Source organism: Pseudomonas sp. LBUM1661 (assembly GCF_059695925.1).
The window spans coordinates 5,169,434-5,192,151 of sequence record NZ_CP166794.1; the positions used below are offsets into that span (position 1 = coordinate 5,169,434).

General features: G+C 60.6%; 25 protein-coding genes. 3 read left to right on the forward strand and 22 right to left on the reverse strand.

Translation table 11 applies throughout. The features are described from left to right. Nucleotides 1–165 precede the first annotated feature (165 nt). From ACA057_RS23620 to ACA057_RS23630, 3 genes are all read left to right on the forward strand, one after another. The gene (locus ACA057_RS23620) at nt 166–489 is read left to right on the forward strand and encodes a hypothetical protein (protein ID WP_497342794.1); all 324 of its coding nucleotides are present in this window, start codon (nt 166–168) and stop codon (nt 487–489) included. 53 nt (nt 490–542) lie between these two features. Continuing rightward, complete coding sequence (locus ACA057_RS23625) at nt 543–800, forward strand: hypothetical protein (RefSeq protein WP_497342796.1); 258 nt, start codon at nt 543–545, stop codon at nt 798–800. Between the two features lie 70 nt (nt 801–870). Beyond that, nucleotides 871–1,248 (forward strand): Rho termination factor N-terminal domain-containing protein, encoded by a 378-nt coding sequence (locus tag ACA057_RS23630; RefSeq protein ID WP_497342798.1) that lies wholly within the window; start codon nt 871–873, stop codon nt 1,246–1,248. A 134-nt stretch (nt 1,249–1,382) separates the two neighbouring features. Here ACA057_RS23630 and ACA057_RS23635 read toward each other — a convergent pair whose 3' ends face one another. From ACA057_RS23635 to acpP, 22 genes are all read right to left on the reverse strand, one after another. Continuing rightward, on the reverse strand, nt 1,383–2,312 hold the full coding sequence (locus tag ACA057_RS23635) for a PfkB family carbohydrate kinase (RefSeq protein WP_497342800.1): 930 nt from the start codon (nt 2,310–2,312) through the stop codon (nt 1,383–1,385). Next, on the reverse strand, nt 2,305–3,771 hold the full coding sequence (locus ACA057_RS23640) for a purine-cytosine permease family protein (RefSeq protein ID WP_401362148.1): 1,467 nt from the start codon (nt 3,769–3,771) through the stop codon (nt 2,305–2,307). Before ACA057_RS23640 ends, ACA057_RS23635 begins: the two co-directional genes overlap by 8 nt. 221 nt (nt 3,772–3,992) lie before the next feature. Further along, on the reverse strand, nt 3,993–4,991 hold the full coding sequence (locus ACA057_RS23645; protein WP_497342802.1) for an ADP-ribosylglycohydrolase family protein: 999 nt from the start codon (nt 4,989–4,991) through the stop codon (nt 3,993–3,995). Continuing rightward, a complete protein-coding gene (locus ACA057_RS23650; RefSeq protein ID WP_497342804.1) occupies nt 4,988–5,701 on the reverse strand; it encodes a GntR family transcriptional regulator in 714 nt (237 codons plus the stop codon). The genes ACA057_RS23645 and ACA057_RS23650 overlap by 4 nt, the downstream gene beginning before the upstream one ends. A 264-nt stretch (nt 5,702–5,965) precedes the next feature. Beyond that, complete coding sequence (gene araH / locus ACA057_RS23655) at nt 5,966–6,934, reverse strand: L-arabinose ABC transporter permease AraH (RefSeq protein WP_305425749.1); 969 nt, start codon at nt 6,932–6,934, stop codon at nt 5,966–5,968. A gap of 9 nt (nt 6,935–6,943) precedes the next feature. Continuing rightward, a complete protein-coding gene (gene araG, locus ACA057_RS23660) occupies nt 6,944–8,485 on the reverse strand; it encodes an L-arabinose ABC transporter ATP-binding protein AraG (RefSeq protein ID WP_497342807.1) in 1,542 nt (513 codons plus the stop codon). A 64-nt stretch (nt 8,486–8,549) separates the two neighbouring features. Beyond that, the gene (locus ACA057_RS23665) at nt 8,550–9,554 is read right to left on the reverse strand and encodes a substrate-binding domain-containing protein (protein WP_497342809.1); all 1,005 of its coding nucleotides are present in this window, start codon (nt 9,552–9,554) and stop codon (nt 8,550–8,552) included. Nucleotides 9,555–9,683: 129 nt separating this feature from the next. Next, nucleotides 9,684–10,502 carry an SDR family oxidoreductase gene (locus ACA057_RS23670; RefSeq protein WP_497342811.1) on the reverse strand — a complete coding sequence of 273 codons (819 nt, stop codon included), beginning with the start codon at nt 10,500–10,502 and terminating at the stop codon, nt 9,684–9,686. Between the two features lie 198 nt (nt 10,503–10,700). Beyond that, complete coding sequence (locus ACA057_RS23675; RefSeq protein ID WP_497342813.1) at nt 10,701–11,576, reverse strand: SMP-30/gluconolactonase/LRE family protein; 876 nt, start codon at nt 11,574–11,576, stop codon at nt 10,701–10,703. Between the two features lie 129 nt (nt 11,577–11,705). Then, the gene (locus tag ACA057_RS23680) at nt 11,706–12,422 is read right to left on the reverse strand and encodes a FadR/GntR family transcriptional regulator (protein WP_497342815.1); all 717 of its coding nucleotides are present in this window, start codon (nt 12,420–12,422) and stop codon (nt 11,706–11,708) included. A gap of 192 nt (nt 12,423–12,614) precedes the next feature. Continuing rightward, nucleotides 12,615–13,175: a DUF1285 domain-containing protein gene (locus tag ACA057_RS23685; RefSeq protein ID WP_497342817.1), complete on the reverse strand. Its 561-nt coding sequence runs from the start codon at nt 13,173–13,175 to the stop codon at nt 12,615–12,617. 18 nt (nt 13,176–13,193) lie between these two features. Next, nucleotides 13,194–13,802 (reverse strand): DUF4823 domain-containing protein, encoded by a 609-nt coding sequence (locus tag ACA057_RS23690; RefSeq protein WP_401362175.1) that lies wholly within the window; start codon nt 13,800–13,802, stop codon nt 13,194–13,196. Nucleotides 13,803–13,971: 169 nt separating this feature from the next. Continuing rightward, on the reverse strand, nt 13,972–14,940 hold the full coding sequence (locus ACA057_RS23695) for a GTP 3',8-cyclase MoaA (protein ID WP_497342819.1): 969 nt from the start codon (nt 14,938–14,940) through the stop codon (nt 13,972–13,974). A gap of 139 nt (nt 14,941–15,079) precedes the next feature. Next, nucleotides 15,080–15,718: a TetR/AcrR family transcriptional regulator gene (locus tag ACA057_RS23700; RefSeq protein ID WP_008152317.1), complete on the reverse strand. Its 639-nt coding sequence runs from the start codon at nt 15,716–15,718 to the stop codon at nt 15,080–15,082. Nucleotides 15,719–16,060: 342 nt separating this feature from the next. Then, entirely contained in the window at nt 16,061–16,846 is a 786-nt protein-coding gene (locus ACA057_RS23705; RefSeq protein ID WP_497342821.1) for a TatD family hydrolase, read from the reverse strand. 15 nt (nt 16,847–16,861) lie between these two features. Beyond that, nucleotides 16,862–17,218: a PilZ domain-containing protein gene (locus ACA057_RS23710; protein WP_059406865.1), complete on the reverse strand. Its 357-nt coding sequence runs from the start codon at nt 17,216–17,218 to the stop codon at nt 16,862–16,864. 42 nt (nt 17,219–17,260) lie between these two features. Then, entirely contained in the window at nt 17,261–18,247 is a 987-nt protein-coding gene (locus tag ACA057_RS23715) for a DNA polymerase III subunit delta' (protein ID WP_497342824.1), read from the reverse strand. Further along, a complete protein-coding gene (gene tmk / locus ACA057_RS23720) occupies nt 18,240–18,872 on the reverse strand; it encodes a dTMP kinase (protein WP_497342826.1) in 633 nt (210 codons plus the stop codon). Before tmk ends, ACA057_RS23715 begins: the two co-directional genes overlap by 8 nt. A gap of 19 nt (nt 18,873–18,891) precedes the next feature. Further along, nucleotides 18,892–20,166 carry an endolytic transglycosylase MltG gene (gene mltG / locus ACA057_RS23725; RefSeq protein WP_497342828.1) on the reverse strand — a complete coding sequence of 425 codons (1,275 nt, stop codon included), beginning with the start codon at nt 20,164–20,166 and terminating at the stop codon, nt 18,892–18,894. A gap of 3 nt (nt 20,167–20,169) precedes the next feature. Further along, nucleotides 20,170–20,985 carry an aminodeoxychorismate lyase gene (pabC, locus tag ACA057_RS23730; protein ID WP_497342830.1) on the reverse strand — a complete coding sequence of 272 codons (816 nt, stop codon included), beginning with the start codon at nt 20,983–20,985 and terminating at the stop codon, nt 20,170–20,172. After that, nucleotides 20,985–22,229: a beta-ketoacyl-ACP synthase II gene (gene fabF, locus ACA057_RS23735; protein ID WP_059406870.1), complete on the reverse strand. Its 1,245-nt coding sequence runs from the start codon at nt 22,227–22,229 to the stop codon at nt 20,985–20,987. The genes pabC and fabF overlap by 1 nt, the downstream gene beginning before the upstream one ends. A gap of 108 nt (nt 22,230–22,337) precedes the next feature. Next, a complete protein-coding gene (gene acpP / locus ACA057_RS23740; RefSeq protein ID WP_003175607.1) occupies nt 22,338–22,574 on the reverse strand; it encodes an acyl carrier protein in 237 nt (78 codons plus the stop codon). Between the last annotated feature and the right edge of the window lie 144 nt (nt 22,575–22,718).

Sequence of the window (22,718 nt, forward strand, 5' to 3'; positions counted from 1 at the left end):
TTCGTCAAAAAGTGGAAAACGCCATACTAAGGCGCCAAGCGAGTTGTGGCGAGGGAGCAAGCTCCCTAGTGCAACAGGCCTGAACCGTTCGTCGTTCATCAGGCACCAACCCAATCGAGGGCGGACCAATATCAGGTAAGGACTCTAACCAATGGAGACGACCCCATGATCATGTCCAAGTTGACTGCCCTCGCTCTCGCCACCCTGCTGGCCTCTGCCGCCGTCGCCGCAACCGGCCCGACCGATCCGGTCGAAAAGCCAAAATCCCCCGCCATCCAAAGCGCGCCCGGCATGAACACCAATGGCACAGGTGTCGACAGCAGCTTGCCTCCGTCCACGGGCACCGACCCACGGACACAAGGCAACGACGCGGGCCGTCAAGGAGGCATGAACATGCCGGACACCCGGACGCCTGATAACGCCGACACCGGCGTCGGTTCGAAAACCACCACCGGTGGTTCAGGCTCCGAAGGCGGTGCCAGCCAATAGTTCGCCCATGCGAGCGACGAGCAATACCTATCCACAGCCATGAAGAGGTAAGCATGAACGTCGATAAAAACCTGGAAAAAGAAGTCTTGACCCGCCTGCTGCACGCTCACCCGAGCGGTTTGGGCAAGGAGGTCCTGGACAATTACCGGGGGGAGAAAGTCGTGGCCAGCACCCTCGCCACATTGCAGGACCGCGGGTTGATTCAACATGGTCATGTGACGTGCAATGAGGCCGGTGAGCATTCGTTGAACCTGCCGATCAAACTCAGCGCTGCGGGGGTTGAAGCGGCGCGCAAGCTGAACCTTCAGTAGCGCCCATGAGGTCGCGGCCGTGCGCGGCCGCGACCGTTTGCCAGACTCTGCAAGCAGCAGGAGAAATCCCATGCCTCGTGGAAGCAAAGACAAATACACCGCCGAGCAAAAGCGCAAGGCCGAACACATCGAAGACAGCTACGAGCACAAAGGTGTCTCGAAAGATGAGGCCGAAGCGCGTGCTTGGGCGACGGTAAACAAGCAGTCGGGTGGCGGTGAACGCAGCGGCTCCGGGCGCAAGAAGCCGGCGAGCGCCAAGTCGGAAGACCGCAAGGAATCGGCCCGACGCGCGGTGGCCAGCCGCGAAGGTCATTCGCGCAACAGCAAGGCTTCGCGCGATACGCAGACGGTGGACAGTTTGATGAAAGAGGCCAGGGCGAAGAAGATTCCTGGGCGGTCATCGATGCGTAAGCAGGAGTTGATTGAGGCGTTGCGCAAGGCTGGGTAAGGCCAGATTTTTTTTGTTGAATTTGATGGCCCCATCGCGAGCAGGCTCGCTCCCACAGGGTTCTTTGTTGACCACCCATTTGTGGTCAGACACAAATCCCCTGTGGGAGCGAGCCTGCTCGCGATGGCAATGGATCAGGCGCCGAGAGTCTTGCTGATCAACGCATCCACCTCAGCCGCCCCCGGCGATGTCGCCGGCCCCCATCGGGTCACCGCCAAAGCCGCCGCCGCATTCGCCCGCCGCGCCGCCTCAACCGCCGACAACCCCTGCGCCAACCCGGCCACAAACACCCCGGCATGAGCATCCCCGGCGCCGTTGCTGTCCACCGGCTCGACCTTGAATCCCGGTACATGCTGGCAGTCACCCAGCTGACTGATCCAACAGCCCTGCGGGCCATCGCGAACCACCATCAACACGTCGGCCGGCAAATGCCTGGCCAGCCGATCCAACGCCTCGGCAATCTCCGACGCGCCGGTGAACCGCAGCGCCTCGACACCGTTGCTGGTCCACACATCGATACGCGCCAGCAAGGCCTGCATCAAGGGCGTGTCCGGTGAATCCACCAACGGACCCGGGTCAAACACCACCTTGATCCCGGCCGGTAACTCCAGCACCCAATCCACCAGTGCCTGAGCCTTGCCGACTTGCAGCAAGCTGTAGCCGCTGACGTAGACATAGTCGCCCGTCTCGGCCGGCACGCTGGCCAGGTCCTCGGCAGTCACCTCGCCCTCGGCGCCGATGTAGGAAATGAAGCTGCGCTCGGCCGAAGCATCGGTCACCGCAACGCACAGCCCGGTATCGCGCTCGGCACGGTGGGCGATGCCAATGCGGATGCCTTCAGCCTGCATCGCCTCCCGGGCCAGGTCGCCGAAACGCCCGGTGCCATGACGACCGAGATAGACCACCGGCAAGCCATTACGCTGAGCAGCGGCCATCACATTGAAGCCGCCGCCGGCTTCGAAACTGGCGGATTGCGCCAGCACATCGCCGCCCGGCTGGGGCAGTTTATCCACGGCCATGACCAGATCGATGATGACCTGGCCGGTGTGCAACAGCTTAGGCATGAGCGTTCTCGATCAGAGCAGCGCGACGATCCTTGGCCCCGCCGAGTACGAAGTAAATCCCGCCGGCCACCAGGAACGTGACGATCCAGCCCAGGCCGTTATGGCCCAGCCACGAGTCAGACAGGAAACCGCGGAACCACACCGTTTGTTCGGTGGTGCCAATGGTGGTGAAACTGAAACCCAGCACAATCGCTATCGCCCAGGCACCAAACGCGCGCCACTCGACGCCGCCGCGATACCAGTAGGCGCTGCTCGGGCTGACGTCCAGCAGATCCTTGGGGCTGTAGTAATGACGGTGAATCAGGTCGACCACGAAGATTCCGACCCACGCCGTGATCGGCACCGCCAGCAGCGAAATGAAGGTGATGAACGGGCCGTAGAAGCTGTCAGCGATCAGCATGAAGTAGATCGAACCGGCGAAAATCGCAACGATGTCGACCACCACGGCGTAGACGCGCTTGACCTTGAGGCCGAGGGTCAGCGTGGTCAAACCGGCGGAGTACACCGACAGGTTGTTCGACAGCAGCAACCCGCCGAACGCGGTGATCAGGTACGGCACGGCCATCCAGGTCGGCAGCATGTCGCGGATCGCGATGATCGGGTCAGTGGCCGAGGCCAGGTCGTTGTTGCCCACCGACAGCAGGCCGCCGAGGGTGATCAGCAGCACCAGCGGAATGCCCGCGCCGAATGCGGCCGAGGCTACCAAACGCACAGCCTTGACGCTGCGGTGCTGATAGCGCGACATGTCCGCACCGGCGTTGGCCCAGCCAATCCCGGTGCCGGCCGCCATGGTGCCGACGCCGATGATCATCGCGCTCAGCGGTGCCGGCGTGGCGTTGAACACCGCGCTCCAGTCGATGGTGGCGCAGAGGAAGCCGCCGACCAGAATGTTCAGCGCACCGAACACGTACGTCGCCCATTTCTGGATGACCAGCAAGGTAGCGTGGCCAAGGCCAGACACCGACAACGTCAGCAACACGAAAATCGCAATGAAGATCAACGTCAACACGGGTGCGCTTTTGGCTTCCACCGGCGAGCCGAACAGGATCGAGCACAGCGACAGCAACACGAAGGCGGCGGTGGTGGTGTTAACGGTTTCCCAACCGAGACGCGACATCAGCGAGACCAGGGTCGGGCCGATATTGCCGCGTACACCGAAGATCGCTCGCGACAGGGTCAGGCTCGGTGCGCGGCCACGACGGCCGGCGATGGAGATGATCCCGACCACCGCGAAGGAACCGGCGGCGCCGAGGATCGCGACGATGATCGCTTGCCAGATGGCCAGGCCGCGAAAGGCTACGAGCGTCGCGCCCAGTGGCAGGCCAAGGATGGAAATGTTAGCGGCGAACCAGACCCAGAACAGTTGCAGCGGATGACCGTTGCACTCGGCTTCCGGCACCGGTTCGATGCCTCGGGTTTCCAATTGCCCGGCGCTTGGCCCGGCGTTTGTTGAACTCATGAAAAATGCTCCTGTTGCCATTGTTGTGGTTGTGGGCAATGACGGAAGTCGACACAACATCCCGGCGGTCCTGGCCGTGTTCGTGCGTTCCATTGCGGATTTTCAATTCAAGTAGGCGGCGCGACTATCGCGGGCAAGCCCGCTCCCACAAGTACCGCGTGTACCTCAAGGTTTGCACTATCCCTGTGGGAGCGGGCTTGCCCGCGAAGGCGCCAGTCCGATCAACGCAAAGCCAGGAGCCCTTTAACCAGCGGCTCCAGCTCCAGACCATTAACGGCCTTGACCTCATCGATCATCGCTGCTGGCCAACTCTCTAGACCGAGACAGGCCCCCAGCATCGCACCCAGAATCGCCGCAATGGTATCCGTGTCGCCGCCCAGGCTGGCGGCCATGCACAGCGCTTCGAAGGCATTGATTTCGCCAATGGCCACTTGCTGGGCCAGGGCAAACGCCACCACCACCGATTCCTGCGACGCCACCGACGTGCCGATCACGTCGTACATCAGGTCCGCCAGCATCCCTTTGTCACTGTCGACGCTGATGGTCCGCGCCCAGCTGATGCGCGAGGCGATGCGGCCACCCGCGACCCAGTGACCGTGGCTTTCCGCTTGCTGGGCGATGTGTTGGCCGAGGTTCAACGCCTCGCCCAGGTCCATGCCGTTGATCCCGGCCGAGACCACCGCCGCCACCGCCGCCGCACTGGAAATCCCCAGCGTGGTGTTATGGGTGACCTGGCAGGCCTGCACCACGGCTTTGATGAAGCGTTCAGGATTGGCGACATCCGCCGCAATCCCCACCGGGGTGATGCGCATCGCCGCGCCATTGGTGGTGCCGTAGCGCCCCGCTTCTTCCGGCGAATGACCGGCGAGGATCATCTCGATCGCCCGCTTGGTCGAAGGCCCGAGCAAATCTTGCGAGCCTTTGGCCTGCATCTCGGCTTCCCATTCGATCAAGCGCTGGGCGAGCACCGCAGGTTCGATACGGCCTTCACCTTCAACCAGCAGCTGACCGACCAGGATCGCCTGTTCGGTGTCGTCGGTGATCGAGCCTTTGGGCATGTTGGCCGCGATGGGTTGATCGGGACCGGCGTCTTGCAGGTCGGTGATTTCACCGAAGCGCGCCTTGATTTCGGCGCGGCTCAGGGATTGAGTCGGCATGCCCAGCGCGTCGCCCAGGGCCAGTCCGTAGAACGCGCCCAGGGCACGATTGAGCGCGGTCATTGTGACGATCCAAATTGCAAATGCAGGCGGAAGTGCACGGGGTCGAGCAGGCTTTCGACCTGTTCCATGAAACGGTTCTGGCGGTCGTAAGTGGTGCGCAGGGCTTTGAGGAACACCGTACCGACCGGACGGCCGAGCAGTTCGGCGTCTTCAGCGTTCAGGGGCTCGGCGCCGATCCATTGATCGCCGCGTTCGCCGATGTAGCCGTAGGCGGCCAGGGTGATGGTCAGGGAGTTGTCGATCAGGCCGACACGCGGCAGGCTTTCCAGGCCTCCGGTGGCGGGCATTAATGAGCGTTCGAGGGACACCAGTTTGCCGTCGGTGGAACGGCGGCGCCGGTCGAGGGTAATGAACTGGTCGGTGCCGAAACGCGGCAGCAAGTCCGGACGCGTCACCGCCTCCAGCCGCAGCACTTCGGTATTGATCAGCGCGCCGCTGTCCGCCAGGGCCTGGGCCCAGCCGCTGCGTTGATCGAGCACCACACCGTCGAACGTGACGATGGAACCGACCCCGCTTTGCGTCGCGATGTAGTGACGCCGTTTCAACTCGGCCAGGGCTTCACGCAGCGTACCTCGGCTGACTTTGAATTCTTGAGCCAACTGATGCTCGCCCGGCAACAGAAAGCCGTCCTCCATGAGGCCGCTTTCAATACGCCGGATGAGCTCGTCGACCACCCGTTGTTTCTTGTCAAATCGTACCTGTCTAATCATGTACAAAGTGATACCCGAAACGAGTTGGGGCGAGCAAGGAATATTTAAGGGAAGTGACGCAAGGATGAACCTTGAGAAGCGACCGCTGCGCGGTCAATCGCCAGCAGGCTGGCTCTCACAGGGGATTTGCGCCGAACACAAAATCGCTGAACAACACAAAATAACTGTGGGAGCTAGCCTGCTAGCGATGAGGCCGCACATCCAACATGAATGTTGGCTGAACCGCCATCGCTAGCAGGCTAGCTCCCACAGATGTAATGACTGTCAGCGTTGTTTGAGGCGGTCAATCACCACAGCCAACAGCAAGATCGAACCGCGAATCACGTACTGATAAAACGTATCGATGTTCTTCAGGTTCATCGCGTTCTCAATGATCGCCAGAATCAACACCCCGGCAATCACGTGCCGAATCATCCCGATCCCGCCGCTCAGCGACACCCCGCCCAGCACGCACGCCGAGATCACCGTCAGTTCGAAACCCTGGCCAATCATCGGTTGTCCCGAGGTCATGCGCGACGCCAGAATCACCCCGGCCAACGCGCCAATCACCCCGTGCACGGCGAAGATGATGATCTTGGTTCGGTCAACGTTGACCCCGGCCAGCAACGCCGCTTCCTGGTTGCCGCCGATGGCCATGGTGTTGCGCCCGTAGGTGGTGTAATTCAGCAGCCAGCCGAAAAACAGGAAGCACACGATGGTGATCAGAATCGGCACCGGCACGCCGAACAACTGGCCGTTGCCGAACACGAAAAACGATTCCTGTGACACGCCCACCGCTTTGCCGTTGGCAAAAATGTACGCCAGACCGCGAACGATCTGCATGGTCGCCAGCGTGGTAATCAACGCATTGACCCGCAGCTTCGCGATCACGATCCCGTTGATCAGCCCGACAATCAGACCCATCACCAGCGCCGCACTGACGCCGAGAAACACGCTGTCGGTGTCGCGCATCACCACCGCCGCCACCACGCCGGCGCAGGCAATCACCGAACCCACCGACAAGTCGAAGTGACCCGACGCCAGGCAATACAACATCGTGCAGGCAGCAATCCCGGTGGTGGAAATCGCCAGGCCCAGCCCGCGCATGTTCAGCGGCGAAAGGAAGTTGTCGATCAGCAACGTGCAAAGCACGAAGATCCCGACGGCCGCCAGCAGCATCACCCAATCATCGAGAAAGCGCCGCAGGTCGAGTGGTTTGCGCGGGGTGGGCAGTGCGTTGTTTTGGATGGTCATAGTCACCTCTCAGTTCGCCACGCCGTCAGCGCGTTGGCGCGGCAAAGCCAGTTGCAGCAAGTTGGATTCATTGGCCTGTTCGCGGGACAGTTCGCCGCGCATCGCGCCTTCGCAGAGCACCAGGATGCGGTCGGAAATACCCATCACTTCCATCAGGTCGCTGGACACCACAATCACCGCGATACCGCTCTCGGCCAGGTTATGGATGATCTGGTAGATCTCGGCTTTGGCGCCGATGTCGATGCCGCGAGTGGGCTCGTCGAGCAGCAGGACCTTCATCGGCATCGACAGCCAGCGGCCGAGAATGGCCTTCTGCTGATTGCCGCCGGACAGGTACATGATTTTCTGCGCCGCGCTGGGCGTCTTCACTTTCAGCGCCTTGATCTGCTTCTCGGCATTGCCTTTCTCCCACACGCCGCGCAACAGGCAACCGAAGGTGGAATGGGCGCCGCGCGCGCTGATGTTGATGTTCTCGGCGACGCTTGAAAGCGGCATGATGCCCTCCTTCTTGCGGTCTTCGGGGCACAGCAGAATCCCGGCGGCGATGGCATCGCGGGGTGAATGCAGTTTCAGTTCATGACCGCGCAACTCCAGGCGCCCGGCGGTGTTGCGCGTCAGTCCGCTGAGCAGGCGAAACAGCTCCGTGCGCCCGGCGCCGACCAGACCGAACAGCCCGAGAATCTCGCCTTTGTGTGCGTCGAAACTCACCGGTTCACGCAAGCCCGGCCCGAGCAAACCGTCGACCCTGAGCGCCACCGCACCGCGCTTGCGCGGGCGATAATCGTAGATGTCCTGGATGTCGCGACCGACCATGCACGTCACCAGCTGATCGTGGGTCAGCTCGCTCATGTCTTCGAAGGTGCGCACGTAACGGCCGTCCTTGAACACCGTCACCGCGTCACAGATGCGGAACACTTCTTCCATGCGATGGGAGACGTAAAGCACCACTTTGCCCTCATCGCGCAGGCGAGTGATGATCGCCATCAAGCGGTCGATCTCCCGCGCCGACAGGCTGCTGGTGGGTTCGTCAAAAGCGATCACATGCGCGCCACGGGACAACGCCTTGGCGATTTCCACCAGTTGCCGCTGGCCGAGGGACAAGCGCCCTACTTTCTCTTGCGGATCGATTTCATCGGCCAGGCCCTTGAGGCAGGCCAACGCTTGCTGACGCAATGCGCCGCGATTGATCAGGCCGAAACTCGCCGGCAAGTGACCGAGAAACAGGTTTTCCGCCACGGTCATCTCCGGCACCAGGTGCAGCTCCTGATGGATCACTGCCACGCGGCTGGCGATGCTGTCGGCGGTGGACTTGAAGACCATCGTTTGCTCGCCGATCTGCAGGTCGCCGCTGCTCGGTGTGTAGGCGCCGCCGAGGATTTTCAGCAGCGTCGATTTGCCGGCACCGTTCTCGCCCATCAAGGCGTGAACCTGCCCCGGGTGGGCGACGAAGCTGATGCCGTCCAGCGCCTTCACGCCGGGAAAGGTCTTGCCGATCCCGTTGAAGCGCAAGCTGCCGCCGCGGTGTTCTTGTCTGTGTGTTTGCGCTTGCATAACCACCTCATCGCAAAGATCAGGCGGCCCCGTTGCCAGGGCCGCCGATGAAATCAACCGCGCCTCAGTTCCAAAGGCCGATCTTTTCCAGTTCCTGCTTGAAGTTGTCGCGCGTGATCAACGTCACGTCGTCCATCGCCGTGTATTTCGGCGGCTCTTTGCCGGTGGTGACCCACTCGTACATCATGCTGGCGGTGTTGTAGCCCTCGATGTGCGGGCTCGGCAGCATCGAACCGTAGAAGCCGCTGTTGGCTTTCTTCAGTTCACCGATGGCGTCGGTACCATTGATGCCGATGCCGATCACGTTGGCGGCGGCGAATCCGGCGCTTTCGGTGGCGCGCACGCCGCCCAGCACCGTGTTGTCGTTCATCCCGCCGATGATCAGGTTTTTCGCCGCGCCTGGCAGTTTCACCAGCGCCGAGTTGGTGGCGTCCATGCTGCCCGGTACGTCGAGGGTTTTCAGCGCCGAAAACAGGATGTGGTCTTTGGGCATGCCGGCGTCTTGCAGGGCTTTGGCCGAGCCGTCGGTGCGCTTCTTGCCGGTGTCGAGTTCGTTGTAGGTGTTGATCACCGCATAGGTGTCTTTCCACTCCCAGCCGCGTTTTTTCGCTTCGGTGGCCATGGCGTTGCCCTGTTTCTGACCGACTTCGAACGCGGCCATGCCGAGGTACGGAACGTCTTCCATGAACTTGCCGCTGGCATCGACGAAGCGGTCATCGACGGCGATCACTTTCAAACCATTGAGCTTGGCCTTGGCCATAATCGCAGGGCCGAGGGACACGTCCGGCGGGCAGATCACGAAACCCTTGGCACCATTGGCGGCGAGGCTGTCGATGGCCGACAGGGTTTTTTCGCCATCGGGCACGGCGATCTTGATCAGGGTGAAGCCCTTCTCTTTCCCGGCCTTTTCGGCGAACGCCCATTCGGTCTGGAACCAAGGCTCTTCCGCTTGCTTGACCAGAAAACCGATTTTCACTTCCTCGGCCGCCAGCAGCGTACTGCTCAGGCTGACCGCAGTGACCGCCAAAGCGGCACAGCACAGGGAACGGATCCCACGACGACGATTCATAAGCTGACTCCTTGTTATTTTTTTTGAGAGTGTCCAAAAATCGATGCAGCGTCAAAACCATGCAGCCAATAGTCATATCGTATGATGATTGGATTTCAAGCGTAGCTTCTCGCCTGAAACCCGCGTTATTCAGTCGTGGTACATGACCGAGCGACCACCATCGATGGTGATGCACGACGCGTTGATGAACGGTGCTTCATCGCTGGCCAGGAACACCGCCGTCATGGCCACTTCGATCGGCTGACCGATGCGCCGTGGCGGGTGCAGATCGAAGGCGCGCTGACGCTCGGCGTGAGGGTCGGCAAAACCGTTCCAGTAATCGACGTTGAGTTGGGTTTCGATGTAGCCCGGCGCGATCGCATTGACGCGAATGCCCTTGGGCGCATATTCGATGCCCAGCGCGCGGGTCAGGCCGAGCAAGCCGTGCTTGGCCACCGGGTACGGGAAGCAACCGGGAATGATGTGAGTGGAATGGGTCGAAGCAATGTTGATGATGCTGCCGATGCCCTGCTCGATCATCTGTGGCAGCACCGCCTTGCAGCCGTACCAGGCGCCGTCCAGATCGATGGCGAAGCAGCGGCGCCAGTCTTCTTCGGTCATTTGCAGTGGGTCGCGGAACACGTTGACCCCGGCGCAGTTGACCAGCACGTCGATTCGACCGTGAAGCTCGATGGCCAGCCTGGCCATGGCGTGCAGGTCTTGCTGGTTGGACACATCGGCCTTGAGCGCTTGAACATCAAAGCCCTTGTCCCGCCACTGCGCCGCGACGCTTTCGACTTTCTCGCCCTGGATATCGCTGATGACCAACTTGGCCTGCTGGGAAGCGAAGGTCGCGACAATCGCCTCGCCGATGCCTTGAGCGGCGCCGGTCAGCATCACCACCTTGTTTTTCAGGCGCTCGCCCTTCGGCGGTTCGGGCACCGGTGGCAAGGAAAGAGGTTCAGCCATGGATCAGGACTCCTTTTCGAAGGCACGACGAAAGCCGGGCATCTGTCGATGTCCGGCCAAAAAGCTGTTTAGAAAATCGCTGCATCACTTCACCTGTTTTGTTTTTTTAAGTGTGAGTGCGTGTCACTGCTGGGGCCGACTATAAACCCGACTCGCCAATTATCTCAATATATAATTTTACATCCCACATTTAGGGATCTATCCAGCAAAGCGAGTACAGGTTTTTCCGGGCACGTCGACGCGAATCGATAACACGGCACCGTCCAATGGGTGATTGAGCGGGCTGGCGGCACTGGTGATGTACAGGGTTTTCAGGTCTTCATCGCCGAACACGCAACTGGTCGGGCGGCTGACGGGCAGTTCGATTACCCGATCGACACGACCGTCCGGCGCCAGCCTGAGCAGACAGCTGCCATCCCAGCGGGCGTTCCAGATAAAACCTTCGGCATCCATGGCCGAGCCATCGGGGCCGCCGCGCTGATGCGGACCGAACCAGACCTGGGCCGGGTCGAGAGTGCCGTCGGTGCGGATGAAATGCTGATAGACCGTGCTGTCGAGGCTGTCGGCGAAATACACCGTGGTGGCGTCGTCGCTCCACAGCAATGTGTTGGGAATGCCCAGGCCTCGGAGTAATGGCGTAACGCGGGCATCGCGGTCGATACGAAACAGGCCACCGGAACGCCGCACGATCGGCACGTCTTCGCCCTGCGGACCGATGTTGTTTTGCATAGTGCCGAGCCAGAGCCGGCCGTGGGCATCGCAGCGCGCTTCGTTGGCGCGATTGCCCGGTTGCGGGTCGGCGACGCAGAGCAATGTCAGTCTCGGCTCGAGACCGGGAGAGTCCAGGTCGAGCCGGTACACCCCGCTGTTCAAGGTCACCAGCGCATCGCCGCTTTCGCAGGGGATGAAGGCGGACACGTGCTCCGGCATTTGCCAGATTTGCACGTTGGCGCCGATCAGCCGCAGCGCTTGCTGGCCGGCGATGTCCACCCAGTACAGCGCCTGGGTCGGTGCATCCCAGAACGGGCCTTCGCCGAGTCGTGCACGGTGTTCGGTAACCGCGGTCCAGTCCATGAAACCTCCTGCGTTGTTCATGTTTTATGTGGGAGCGGGCTTGCTCGCGAAGGCGTCGGTTCATTCAACATCACTGTTAACTGCCACACCGCTTTCGCAAGCAAGCCCGCTCCCACAGGGATTGTGTTGTCAGCTGGCTTTTTTGTCGGCCATGACTTGCGGGTAGAAACGCTTGATGGCCAGGTCGGCGTTATCGATCAGGGTCATGCAGGCCCACACACCGCGCGCGGAATCCCGGGCGGCGATGGCGTCGGCCATGTCTTTGTGGATCGGCAAGGTGCGGCGCAATTCGTCGGGATCGGCGGCGGACACTTCGAACGACACTGCCAGCAGCGCGCCGAGGGCCGGGACCATTTGCTCGATGAATTGGTTGTGGCTGGCGGCGAGGATGCACTCGTGGAAAAACTGGTCGGCGCGGTTGTAATCGATGCCGCTGTCGACTGCCCGCTCCAGTGCGTTATACGCCTGGAGGATGGCGTGAACCTGTTCGGCGGTAGCGCGCTCGCACGCCCAGCGCACGGCCATCGGCTCGATGGTGCGGCGCAGGTCGAGCAGGTCGTCGACGAAGTTTTCCGGCAAACCGCTGCGTGACAACCAGCCTACGACTTGTGGGTCGAAGAGGTTCCAGCGCCGCACCGGCAACACCCGCGTGCCGACCTTTGGTCCGACTTCGAGCATGCCTTTGGCGACCAGGGTTTTGATGGCTTCGCGGATGACCGTGCGGCTGACACCCAGTTGTTCACCGAGGTCGGCTTCGACCTTGAGGGTCTCACCGGGCTTCACGTGGCCTGCGGCGATCCAGCCACCCAGCCAATCGACCGTCGACGCATGAAAACTGCTGGACATGGACACCTCAACGCCATTCGCTATGGAGGTCCACGCTAATCATCATACGATTGGGTGTCAATTTGATTTTTTCAGGAAATGCGCAGATCCAATGTGGGAGCGAGCCTGCTCGCGAAGGGGCCATCATATTCAACATCATCGTCGTCTGTGATAACGCCTTCGCGAGCAGGCTCGCTCCCACATTTTTACTGCTTAAGGCTCAAGCCCGATGGGGAAGAACTCGCCGGCACTCCACACACCTAGCCAGCGCTCGCCGTCGATCTCGCGACTCACCGCCAGTTCCACCAGTTGATAGAACACATTACGGTGGATCAACGCTTCAAGGTTGGTGCGCACATGCACATATGGCGCAGGTTCCTGCGTCAGCGGATCGATCACCACGCGCATCGGGTGTTCGGCGCCGGCCTCGGTGGTTTCGTCAACGTTGGTGGTGAAGCGCAAGACCTGGGCTTCGCCCTCGCCTTCCACCTCCACGGCAATCGCCACGAACGGCGCGTCGTCGACCTTGATGCCGACTTTCTCGACCGGGGTGATGAGGAAGTAATCATCGCCGTCGCGGCGAATGATGGTGGAGAACAGCTTGACCATCGGCTTGCGCCCGATCGGCGTGCCCAGGTAATACCAGGTGCCGTCGCGGGCGATGCGCATGTCGATGTCGCCGCAGAAGTCGGGGTTCCACAAGTGGACCGGCGGCAAGCCTTTGGTTTTGGGGATTTGCCCCAACAAGTCGTTGGCTTTTTGCGGGCCACTCATGGCGTTCTCCTTATCGATTTATTGGTCGCTGAGCCCCAGCAGGCTGCGCGCGTATTGTTCCAGCGGCGGACCCATCAGGTCTTCTGGCTTCTTGTCGTGGAACGTCAGTAAACCGCCACGACTCTTGATGCGTGCAGTATCAATCAAATACTGGGTGCTGGTCTCGATCAACATGATTTGAATGACGCCGCTGTCGATGCCGAGGCGATCCACGGCCTCCTGATCCAGCCATTCGTCCGAGTTGCCGATACGGTCATCGGACTTGGCGAAACGCGTATAGAGCAAGTAATGGGCGCCGGCGGCACGGGCTTCGCCCATGGCTTCATCGAGGCCTTCCGGCGTACGTGCGCGGCGGACCATGGGGAAGTATTCGACGAAACCATCGAAGGCGACTTCAGCAATCACGTTGGGTCGAGGGTAGCCGGCGCTGCCTGGCGGGATGAAAGCGCCCTGGGCGATGTAGACGAACGAATCCGGCTGAATGCGCAGGTTGTTCACGCGTCGGCTGTCGCTATGGTCGAGCAGGCCCGCATCGCTCATGTGGTAGCGAGTCCCTTCAGCCAAATCGCTGACATTCATGCAGCCACCAAGTACCAAAACGGCCAGCAGCAAAACCAGGCTACGCATCCTACCCTCCAGAGGCCGGTGACGGAAAACCGGCGAATGGCCAGTGGATGCAGCTTCCGCGCCAGCTCGGGAGCGTTGTCGTTTGATCGAACGCAATCGCGGGCAAGCCCGCTCCCACAAGGATTTGCGCAAACCCTGTGGGAGCGGGCTTGCCCGCGAAGAGGCCCGATCAGCCGCCGATGATTTTCATGATGGTTGCGCCACCGGAGAACGCCACTTCCTGCTTGTCGCCCAAGGCTTTCACCAAGAGTCGCTGCAAGGCCGGCAACGCCTGATGACGTGGTTTGTCGAGCAGGTCGCCGACATAGTGGCGATTGCTCGATGACAGGCAGCCATGCAGCCAACCCGTGGAAGACAGGCGCAGCCGCGAGCAGGTGCGGCAGAACGGCACGCTTTCATTGGCAATCACGCCGAAATGGCCCTGCCCCGGAATCTCGTAACGCACCGCCGTCGCATCGACCGGCGCATCGGCCTGAAGGTACTCGTAGCGCTCGCCGATCAGGCTGAGCAATTGCTGGAGGCTGACAAACTGCTGCAAGAACGCGTTGGAGTCGCTGGCCAGATGGCCCATGCGCATCAACTCGATGAAACGCAGCTCATAGCCGCGCTCCAGACAGTAATCGAGCAGCGGCATCACCTGATCGAGGTTCTGCCCGCGCAACGGCACCATGTTGACCTTGATCTTGAGGCCCGCCGCGCTGGCCTGGTCCATGCCATCGAGCACGGTCGCCAGATCGCCGCCACGGGCGATGCTGCGGAATGCGCTGGCATCCAGGGTATCGAGGGAAACGTTGATGCGACGAATGCCGGCGTCCACCAGCAGGGGCAGTTTCTTCGCCAGCAGCTGGCCATTGGTGGTCAGGCTGATGTCTGCCAGGCCCATCCGCCCGACAGCGGTCATGAAGGCTTCGAGTTTGGGGCTGACCAGCGGCTCGCCACCGGTGATCCGCAAGCGCTCGATGCCGGCGGCTTCGATCAGATACGCCACGCCACGCGCCATTGCTTCGGCCGACAACTCATCCTGCGCCGCCACCAATCGCTTGCCGTTGGGCACGCAATAGGTACACGCGTAATTGCAGGCTGAGGTCAGGCTGATCCGCAAATTGCGAAAACGCCTGCCTTGACGGTCAACGATCATGGATCACTCCGGCAGTAGAATATTCGGACCGCTAAAACTTGACTCACAAATCCAGTTTTAGCAATACCTAAGCCTGAGTATATTCCTGCGGTACTGCGCCATGTAGCGAAATAATGGCGCCATCAGGCGGCTGAATGGTTCAGCTGCTGGGCGTGTCGGTGTCGCGTTTGCGCTTGTTGCCCATGCGCACGCCGATGTCCATCAGGAACTGGAAGAAGCCTTCCTGATCTTCCAGCACATTGCTCCAGAACGGCGAGTGATACAGCGCCACAGCGCCGTGCACCAACGCCCAGGAGGCGCAGTAATGGAAGTACGGCGGCACGTCTTCGAGCTTGCCTTCGCTGATCCGGCCCTTGATGAGCAGAGTCAGGCGTTCAAAGTTCGAGGCGCGGATCTTGTGCAGCTCCTCGACCATCTCCGGCACCTGGTTGCCCTTGACCACCTTCTCTTCCAGGCGATCGAACAACCGATAGCGTTGCGGGTCGCGCATGCGGAATTCGAAATAGGCCCGGGACAGCGCTTCCTTGTCCTTGTCGACATCGGCTGAATGCAACAGCTCGTTCAAATCGCGCTCGTAGTCGAGCATCAGGCGCAGGTAGATCTCGGCCTTGGATTTGAAGTGCTTATAGATCGTGCCTTTGCCGATACCGACGGCATCAGCAATCATCTCGACGGTGACACTGTCTTCACCTTGGTCGAGGAACAGCTTGAGCGCGGTATCGAGAATTTCTTGCTCGCGGCGACGAAACTCACGGACCTTACGAGGTTCTTTATGCATAAGAAAAGGTCTGTAGGGGTCAAAATTCGAAGCCGCGTATTATGCCTAACTTGCGCAAAAATGCACGGATCATCCGACCATATATGTGTTTCTTGATGAATTCGGACAGGGTCGCCGGTTGATGAGAACTCTTCCGAAGCGGCCGTATTCCAAAATTGTTTAAAAACCGGCGCCGGTAAACTGGACTCGGCGCAATACTGATCAATACTTGAACTGTCGGCGAGGCATCTCCCCCAAGTGTCGCGCCGATATAGGTACCAACGGACCGCGTACCTTTGTTTTACTCCTAATGGTCTTAACCCGGATTCACCCCCCAGAACCCGGGTTTTTTTTGCCTGCGATTTAACCTTTCACGTGCGCCAGCGGAAACAGGCGCTTGAAATTTTCAGTGGTTTGCTCGGCAAAACGCTCGTAGGACTCACCTCGCAACATTGCCAGAAATTCCGCCACCTCGCGCACGTACTGCGGCAGGTTCGGCTTGCCACGGTACGGGATCGGTGCGAGGTACGGAGAGTCGGTCTCCACTAAAAGACGATCAGCGGGCACTTTGCTGGCGACATCGCGTAACGCCTCGGCATTGCGAAAAGTGACAATCCCGGACAGGGAAATGTAATACCCCATGTCCAGCGCGGCTTTGGCCATCTCCCAGTCTTCGGTGAAGCAATGCAGTACGCCCGCCTGGGGCAACGCCGCTTCGCGCAGGAGGCTCAACGTGTCGGCGCGGGCACCACGAGTGTGGATGATCACCGGCTTGCCGGTCTGTTGCGCCGCTTGCAGGTGCAGACGAAATGACGCCTGCTGCAACTCCGCCGCTTCCGGTTCGTAGTGATAGTCCAGACCGGTTTCACCGATCGCCACCACACGTGGATGGTTGAGTTCCTGCAACAGCCAGTCCAGCGCGGGCGCGGCGTCCGCCTGCACATCCAGCGGATGCACGCCGACGGAACAATCGACGTCGTCATAACGTTCAGCCAGGGCTTTGACGTCGGCGGCATTGTCGACGCTGACGCCGATGCACAGGAAGTGCCCTACGCCGCGCTGACGGGCCGCATCCAGCGCGGCATCGAGGGAACCGTTGTGGGCAGCGAGATCAAGGCGATCGAGGTGGCAATGGGAATCTACGAGCATAAAAAGGGCTGCAACTTACATCGTATGAGTGGGACGGTCGGATTTCAGGGCTCCGGCCAGGTGGGTTTCGATTCGACTGCGCGCAGTGTCGTCGCCTGCGTTGAATTGTACGCCGACCCCGGCAGCCCGGTTGCCCTGAGCGCCTTTGGGGGTGATCCAGGTGACCTTGCCGGCGACCGGGATCTTTTCCGATTCATCCATCAGGTTCAGAAGCATGAATACCTCATCGCCCAACTTGTAGCTCTTGTTGGTCGGGATAAACAGGCCACCGTTCTTGATGAACGGCATGTACGCCGCGTATAGCACGGACTTGTCCTTGATGGTCAGGGACAAAATACCGTTGCGCGGCCCCGGATTGACGGCTTCATTCATGCTGACCTCCACTGCTGATGTTCAGAGTCTAGGCGCAGACGCTTACTTCTGGATAGGCAAGGATGCCCATTGCACCAGCAGCGCTTCCAGCAACAGCACCCGATTGAGGTTGGCTTTGCTCATAACTTTCTGGCGCTGGGCGAGGATCCAGTCCTGAATGTTGAGGACTTTGTCCTGAGCGGTTTTCTGCGCGAGGTACTGAACCACCTTGCGCATGTCCGTCAATCCAAGCCCTTCTTCATCCTGGGTCAATTGATAGCGAAGGATCAGGCTCGACCAGGCGCAGAACCAGTCGAACAGCAGCAACAATGGAATCGCATTCCAGCCTTCAGCCAATTGTGTTGGCGATTGCTGCTGCTTGAGCAACTTCTTCACACCATCAACCACCAGCGCTCGCTGCTCACGCACGCCCTGGGCCTGCAACTTGACCGCGGCCAGCGGCGAACCGGCGGCCAGGGTCAGCAACTCGACGCGCTCTTCTTCCGAACAGTCCGGCAACGCCTGCGCCAGCCACGCCAGACTCATGGCCTCGCTGGGCAGCGGACACGCCTGCTGCTGGCAGCGGCTCTTGATGGTCGGCAACAAACGGCTGGTCTGGTGGCTGACCAACAGCAGCACAGTATCGCCGGACGGTTCTTCCAGACTTTTGAGCAAGGCGTTGGCGGCGTTGATGTTCATCGACTCTGTCGGCTCGATCAGCACCACCTTACGCCCGCCCATCTGCGCGGTCTGGACCACGAAGCTGACCAGATCGCGAACCTGATCGACCTTGATCGCCTTGTCGGCTTCTTCCGGTTCCAGAATGTAGTTGTCGGGGTGACTGCCAGCCTTGAGCAACAGGCAGGATTTGCACTCGCCGCAGGCATTTTGCGCGGTCGGACGCTGACACAGCAAATGAGCCATCAGCCGCTCGGCCAACGCACGCTTGCCGATCCCGGCCGGACCATGAAGCAAATACGCATGCGCATGCTGCTTACGCCCCGCCAGTTGCTGCCAGAGATCGTCCTGCCATGGATAAGCTTCAGCCACGGGTCAACTCCAGCAAACGTGGCAACAAGGCATCCAGAGACTGCTGAACCTGCGCCAGCGGTTGGGCGGCATCGACCAGGACATAACGCGCCGGATCGGCTTCAGCGCGTTTGAGGAACGCACCACGCACCGCATCGAAAAAGGCCCGGCCTTCGAGTTCGAATCGATCCAGACGACCGCGCGCGCTGGCGCGGGCCAGGCCCACTTCCACCGGCAGGTCGAAGATCAATGTCAGGTCCGGGCGCAAGTCACCCTGGACGAAAGTTTCCAGCGCCGCGATGCGCTCCAGCGACAAGCCGCGACCGCCACCCTGATAGGCGTAGGTCGAATCGGTAAAACGATCGCACAAGACCACGGCACCACGGGCCAGCGCCGGGCGAATCACCTCGGCCAAATGCTGGGCGCGTGCCGCAAATACCAGCAGCAACTCGGTGTCCGGGTTCATGACTTCGTCGACCGGCGCCAACAGCACTTCGCGGATTCGCTCGGCCAACGGTGTACCACCCGGCTCACGGGTCAGCACCACCTCGATACCGGCGGCGCGCAAACGCTCGGCCAGGTATTCGCGATTGGTGCTCTTGCCGGCGCCTTCCGGGCCTTCCAGGGTAATAAACAAGCCAGTCACGGGCAGTCCTTAGTCAGAATCATTGCGGGCTTTGCGGCGCGGCGGCGTCCGGTTCGGGCGCGGGAGCAGCAGCGGGTTCTTGGGCGGGCTCCGGAGCGGGAGCTGGCTGCGAAGCAGGCGTTTGCGGCGCCTCTTGCGCAGGCACTGGCGGCGACTCCTGAACCGGCTCCTGCGGCGTCACGGGCGGCAAAGCCTCGGGCACGGTGTTGGGCGACGCGGCCGGAATCGGTGCCTGCTCATCGGTGGCCTCCGGCGCAGTGGCCGGTGCCGGGCTGGAGCGATAATCGGCGCGGCGCTTGATCTGGAACTCGCGCACGGCATTGTTGTGCGCATCCAGGTCATCGGAGAACACGTGGCTGCCATCACCGCGCGCTACAAAGTAGAGGCTGTTGCCCGCCACTGGATTCAGCGCCGCATGGATCGCTTCACGACCGACCATGGCAATCGGCGTCGGCGGCAACCCCGAGTTCATGTAGGTGTTGTATGGCGTCGGCTCCTTGAGATGAGCGCGGGTCAGCTTGCCGTTGTAACGATCGCCGAGGCCGTAGATCACGGTCGGATCGGTCTGCAGCAGCATGCCCATTTCCATGCGTCGCACGAACACGCCGGCAATCTGCCCACGCTCCTGTGGCACGCCCGTTTCCTTCTCTACCAGCGAGGCCATGATCAGCGCCTGATAGGGTTCGGTGTACGGCACATCCGCAGCGCGCTGGCTCCATTCCTTGGCGAGCACTTCGTCGAGGCGGTCATAGGCCAGTTTCAGCAACTCGACGTCGGACATGCCGCGCACGAAGCGGTACGTGTCGGGGAAGAATCGCCCTTCCGGGAAGATCCCGCTGTGGCCGAGCTTGTCCATCACTTCGCTGTCGCTCAAACCGTTCAGGGTCTGATCGAGTTTTTCATCCTTGGCCAACGCCGCACGGACCTGATGGAAATTCCAGCCCTCGACCAGGGTCAGGCTGTACTGAACGATTTCGCCGCGCTTCCACAGGTCGATCAGCCCTTCAACCGTCATGCCGGGCTGCATGCGGTACTCACCTTTGTGCAACGGTTGCTTGGCGAGATTGAAACGCCAATACACGCGCAACCAGAAAGCGTCCTTGATGACGCCATCGGCTTCGAGTCGATAAAAGGTACGGGTTGGAGTCGTGCCCTTGGGCACTTCCAGCAGTTCTTCCTGGGTAATGTTCAGCGGCTGTTCCAGCGCCGAATGAATTTTCCAGGCCGAAGCGGCCAGACACAGCCCCGCCAGAACCAATCCGGTTTCCAGCAGCAGCAAGAATTTACGTCTCACGAATCAAGCATCCAGTAGCGCGCGGGCAATGGTTTGGAGTTTACGGGTGAGCGGACCAACCGGCCAGCTCAGTGCTGCATAGGCGCGCACCGGCCAAACGCCATACACGCTGTTGCAGACAAAGACTTCGTCAGCCCATTGCAGCTGTTCGAGGGTGATATCGGTGACTTGCGTGGGGATCCCCAACGACTTGGCTTGAAACAATAATTCGGCACGCATCACGCCGGCCACGCCACAACGCTTGAGATTGGCCGTAATCAACACGCCATCGCGCACCAGAAACAGATTGCTGAACACGCCTTCGATCACCCGCCCGACGTGATCGAGCATCAGGCCTTCGGCATGCTCGGTGTCTTGCCATTCGGAACGCGCGATCACTTGCTCAAGACGATTCAGGTGTTTGAGGCCGGCGAGCAGCGGCTGTTTTGAAAGCCGTGTCGCGCAAGGAAACAGGCGAACGCCCTGCTCGGCATGAACAGCCGGATAAGCCGCGGGCGGATTACCTTGCACAATGCGTCGGGCCTGGGCCGTGGGGTCGGGCGCGTAACCGCGCACGCTGTCGCCGCGCGTAAGGATGAGCTTGAGCACGCCCTCGCCCAATGCGCCGGCATAGGCCAGCAGTTCGTTGCGGATCAACTCGTGATCGGCAACGATCGCCAGGCGCGAACAACCCTCTGCCAGACGCGACAGGTGCCGGTCCAGCAACAGCGGCTGCCCGCCCCGCACGGCAATGGTCTCGAACAGACCATCGCCATAAGCCAGGCCGCGATCCTTCAGCGACAAAGCGTCAGCCGGCTGACCGTCGACCCAGCTGTCCATCACTCAGAGAACCGGCGGAACACCAGCGAGCCGTTGGTACCGCCAAACCCGAAGGAGTTGGACAGCACCACATCGATATCCATATTGCGCGCAGTGTGCGGAACGAAATCGAGGTCGCAACCTTCGTCCGGCTCATCGAGGTTGATGGTCGGTGGCGCGACCTGGCTGTTGATCGCCAGCACGCTGAAGATGGCCTCGACCGCGCCCGCCGCACCCAACAGGTGACCGGTCATGGACTTGGTCGAACTGACGGCCAGCTTGTAGGCGTGATCACCGAACACCGACTTGATCGCGCAGGCTTCAGCGAGGTCGCCTGCCGAAGTCGACGTGCCGTGGGCGTTGATGTACTGGACTTGGTCACCGTTGATCTTCGCGTCACGCAGGGCATTGGTGATGCAACGTGCAGCACCGGCGCCATCGGCGGGAGGCGAGGTCATGTGGTAGGCGTCGCCGCTGGTGCCGAAGCCGATCAGCTCGGCGTAGATGGTCGCGCCGCGGGCCTTGGCGTGCTCCAGCTCTTCCAGCACCAGCGCACCGGCGCCATCGGACAATACGAAGCCATCACGGCCCTTGTCCCATGGACGGCTGGCACGGGTCGGCTCGTCATTGCGGGTCGACAGCGCGCGGGAGGCACCGAAGCCGCCCATGCCCAGACCGCACGCCGCCATCTCGGCGCCGCCGGCGATCATCACGTCGGCTTCGTCGTACATGATGTTGCGTGCCGCCATGCCGATGCAGTGCGTACCGGTGGTACACGCGGTGGCGATGGCGTAGTTAGGTCCCTGTGCACCCAAGTGAATGGACAGGAAACCGGAAATCATATTGATGATCGAGCCAGGCACGAAAAACGGAGAGATCCGTCGTGGGCCGGAATCATGCAGCGTGCGGCTGGTTTCTTCGATATTGGTCAGACCGCCAATACCCGAACCCATGGCCACGCCGATGCGCTCACGGTTGGCGTCAGTGACTTCCAGGCCGGAGTTGCGTACTGCCTGGAACCCTGCGGCCAGACCGTACTGAATGAACAGGTCGAGCTTGCGAGCTTCCTTGACCGACAGGTATTCCTCGACATTGAAGCCCTTTACCGAGCCGCCAAAACGGGTGGAATAGGCAGAAAGGTCGGTGTGTTCGATCAGACCAATGCCACTGCGGCCAGCCAGAATGCCCTGCCAGCTGCTTGGCACATCCGTGCCCAGTGGCGACAACATACCCATACCGGTGACTACGACGCGTCTACGCGACACAGCACTCTCCTTTTTCAAATGACGACTTTGCATCAGGCCTAAAGAAAAAACCGCACGCCGTGATGGCAGTGCGGTTTTTCCATGACAGCAAGCAACGATTACAAACTATTACGCCTGGTGGCTAGTAACGTAGTCGATTGCAGCTTGTACAGTAGTGATTTTCTCGGCTTCTTCGTCAGGGATTTCGGTCTCGAATTCCTCTTCCAGAGCCATCACCAGCTCAACGGTGTCAAGGGAGTCGGCACCCAGGTCTTCGACGAAGGAAGCAGTGTTGACCACTTCTTCTTCTTTAACGCCCAGTTGCTCAGCAACGATTTTCTTGACGCGCTCTTCGATGGTGCTCATACCTTGTTTTCACTCCTAATGGACAAATTCAGGCAGCTGGCCAGTGGGTAAGTGTATAGAAAGACTTTTCAGTTTTTCAACTGAAAGCTTCACTCCTCAAACCCTGCGGCCTTCCGCCTATAAAATAGATTGCAGCTTTATAAC

Excerpts from the sequence above, each read along its gene's own strand:
- ACA057_RS23620 (WP_497342794.1), top strand. The coding sequence starts at position 166 with ATGATCATGTCCAAGTTGACTGCCCTCGCTCTCGCCACCCTGCTGGCC.
- ACA057_RS23625 (WP_497342796.1), top strand. The coding sequence starts at position 543 with ATGAACGTCGATAAAAACCTGGAAAAAGAAGTCTTGACCCGCCTGCTG.
- ACA057_RS23630 (WP_497342798.1), top strand. The coding sequence starts at position 871 with ATGCCTCGTGGAAGCAAAGACAAATACACCGCCGAGCAAAAGCGCAAG.
- ACA057_RS23635 (WP_497342800.1), bottom strand. The coding sequence starts at position 2,312 with ATGCCTAAGCTGTTGCACACCGGCCAGGTCATCATCGATCTGGTCATG.
- ACA057_RS23640 (WP_401362148.1), bottom strand. The coding sequence starts at position 3,771 with ATGAGTTCAACAAACGCCGGGCCAAGCGCCGGGCAATTGGAAACCCGA.
- ACA057_RS23645 (WP_497342802.1), bottom strand. The coding sequence starts at position 4,991 with ATGACCGCGCTCAATCGTGCCCTGGGCGCGTTCTACGGACTGGCCCTG.
- ACA057_RS23650 (WP_497342804.1), bottom strand. The coding sequence starts at position 5,701 with ATGATTAGACAGGTACGATTTGACAAGAAACAACGGGTGGTCGACGAG.
- araH (WP_305425749.1), bottom strand. The coding sequence starts at position 6,934 with ATGACCATCCAAAACAACGCACTGCCCACCCCGCGCAAACCACTCGAC.
- araG (WP_497342807.1), bottom strand. The coding sequence starts at position 8,485 with ATGCAAGCGCAAACACACAGACAAGAACACCGCGGCGGCAGCTTGCGC.
- ACA057_RS23665 (WP_497342809.1), bottom strand. The coding sequence starts at position 9,554 with ATGAATCGTCGTCGTGGGATCCGTTCCCTGTGCTGTGCCGCTTTGGCG.
- ACA057_RS23670 (WP_497342811.1), bottom strand. The coding sequence starts at position 10,502 with ATGGCTGAACCTCTTTCCTTGCCACCGGTGCCCGAACCGCCGAAGGGC.
- ACA057_RS23675 (WP_497342813.1), bottom strand. The coding sequence starts at position 11,576 with ATGGACTGGACCGCGGTTACCGAACACCGTGCACGACTCGGCGAAGGC.
- ACA057_RS23680 (WP_497342815.1), bottom strand. The coding sequence starts at position 12,422 with ATGTCCAGCAGTTTTCATGCGTCGACGGTCGATTGGCTGGGTGGCTGG.
- ACA057_RS23685 (WP_497342817.1), bottom strand. The coding sequence starts at position 13,175 with ATGAGTGGCCCGCAAAAAGCCAACGACTTGTTGGGGCAAATCCCCAAA.
- ACA057_RS23690 (WP_401362175.1), bottom strand. The coding sequence starts at position 13,802 with ATGCGTAGCCTGGTTTTGCTGCTGGCCGTTTTGGTACTTGGTGGCTGC.
- ACA057_RS23695 (WP_497342819.1), bottom strand. The coding sequence starts at position 14,940 with ATGATCGTTGACCGTCAAGGCAGGCGTTTTCGCAATTTGCGGATCAGC.
- ACA057_RS23700 (WP_008152317.1), bottom strand. The coding sequence starts at position 15,718 with ATGCATAAAGAACCTCGTAAGGTCCGTGAGTTTCGTCGCCGCGAGCAA.
- ACA057_RS23705 (WP_497342821.1), bottom strand. The coding sequence starts at position 16,846 with ATGCTCGTAGATTCCCATTGCCACCTCGATCGCCTTGATCTCGCTGCC.
- ACA057_RS23710 (WP_059406865.1), bottom strand. The coding sequence starts at position 17,218 with ATGAATGAAGCCGTCAATCCGGGGCCGCGCAACGGTATTTTGTCCCTG.
- pabC (WP_497342830.1), bottom strand. The coding sequence starts at position 20,985 with ATGGACAGCTGGGTCGACGGTCAGCCGGCTGACGCTTTGTCGCTGAAG.
- acpP (WP_003175607.1), bottom strand. The coding sequence starts at position 22,574 with ATGAGCACCATCGAAGAGCGCGTCAAGAAAATCGTTGCTGAGCAACTG.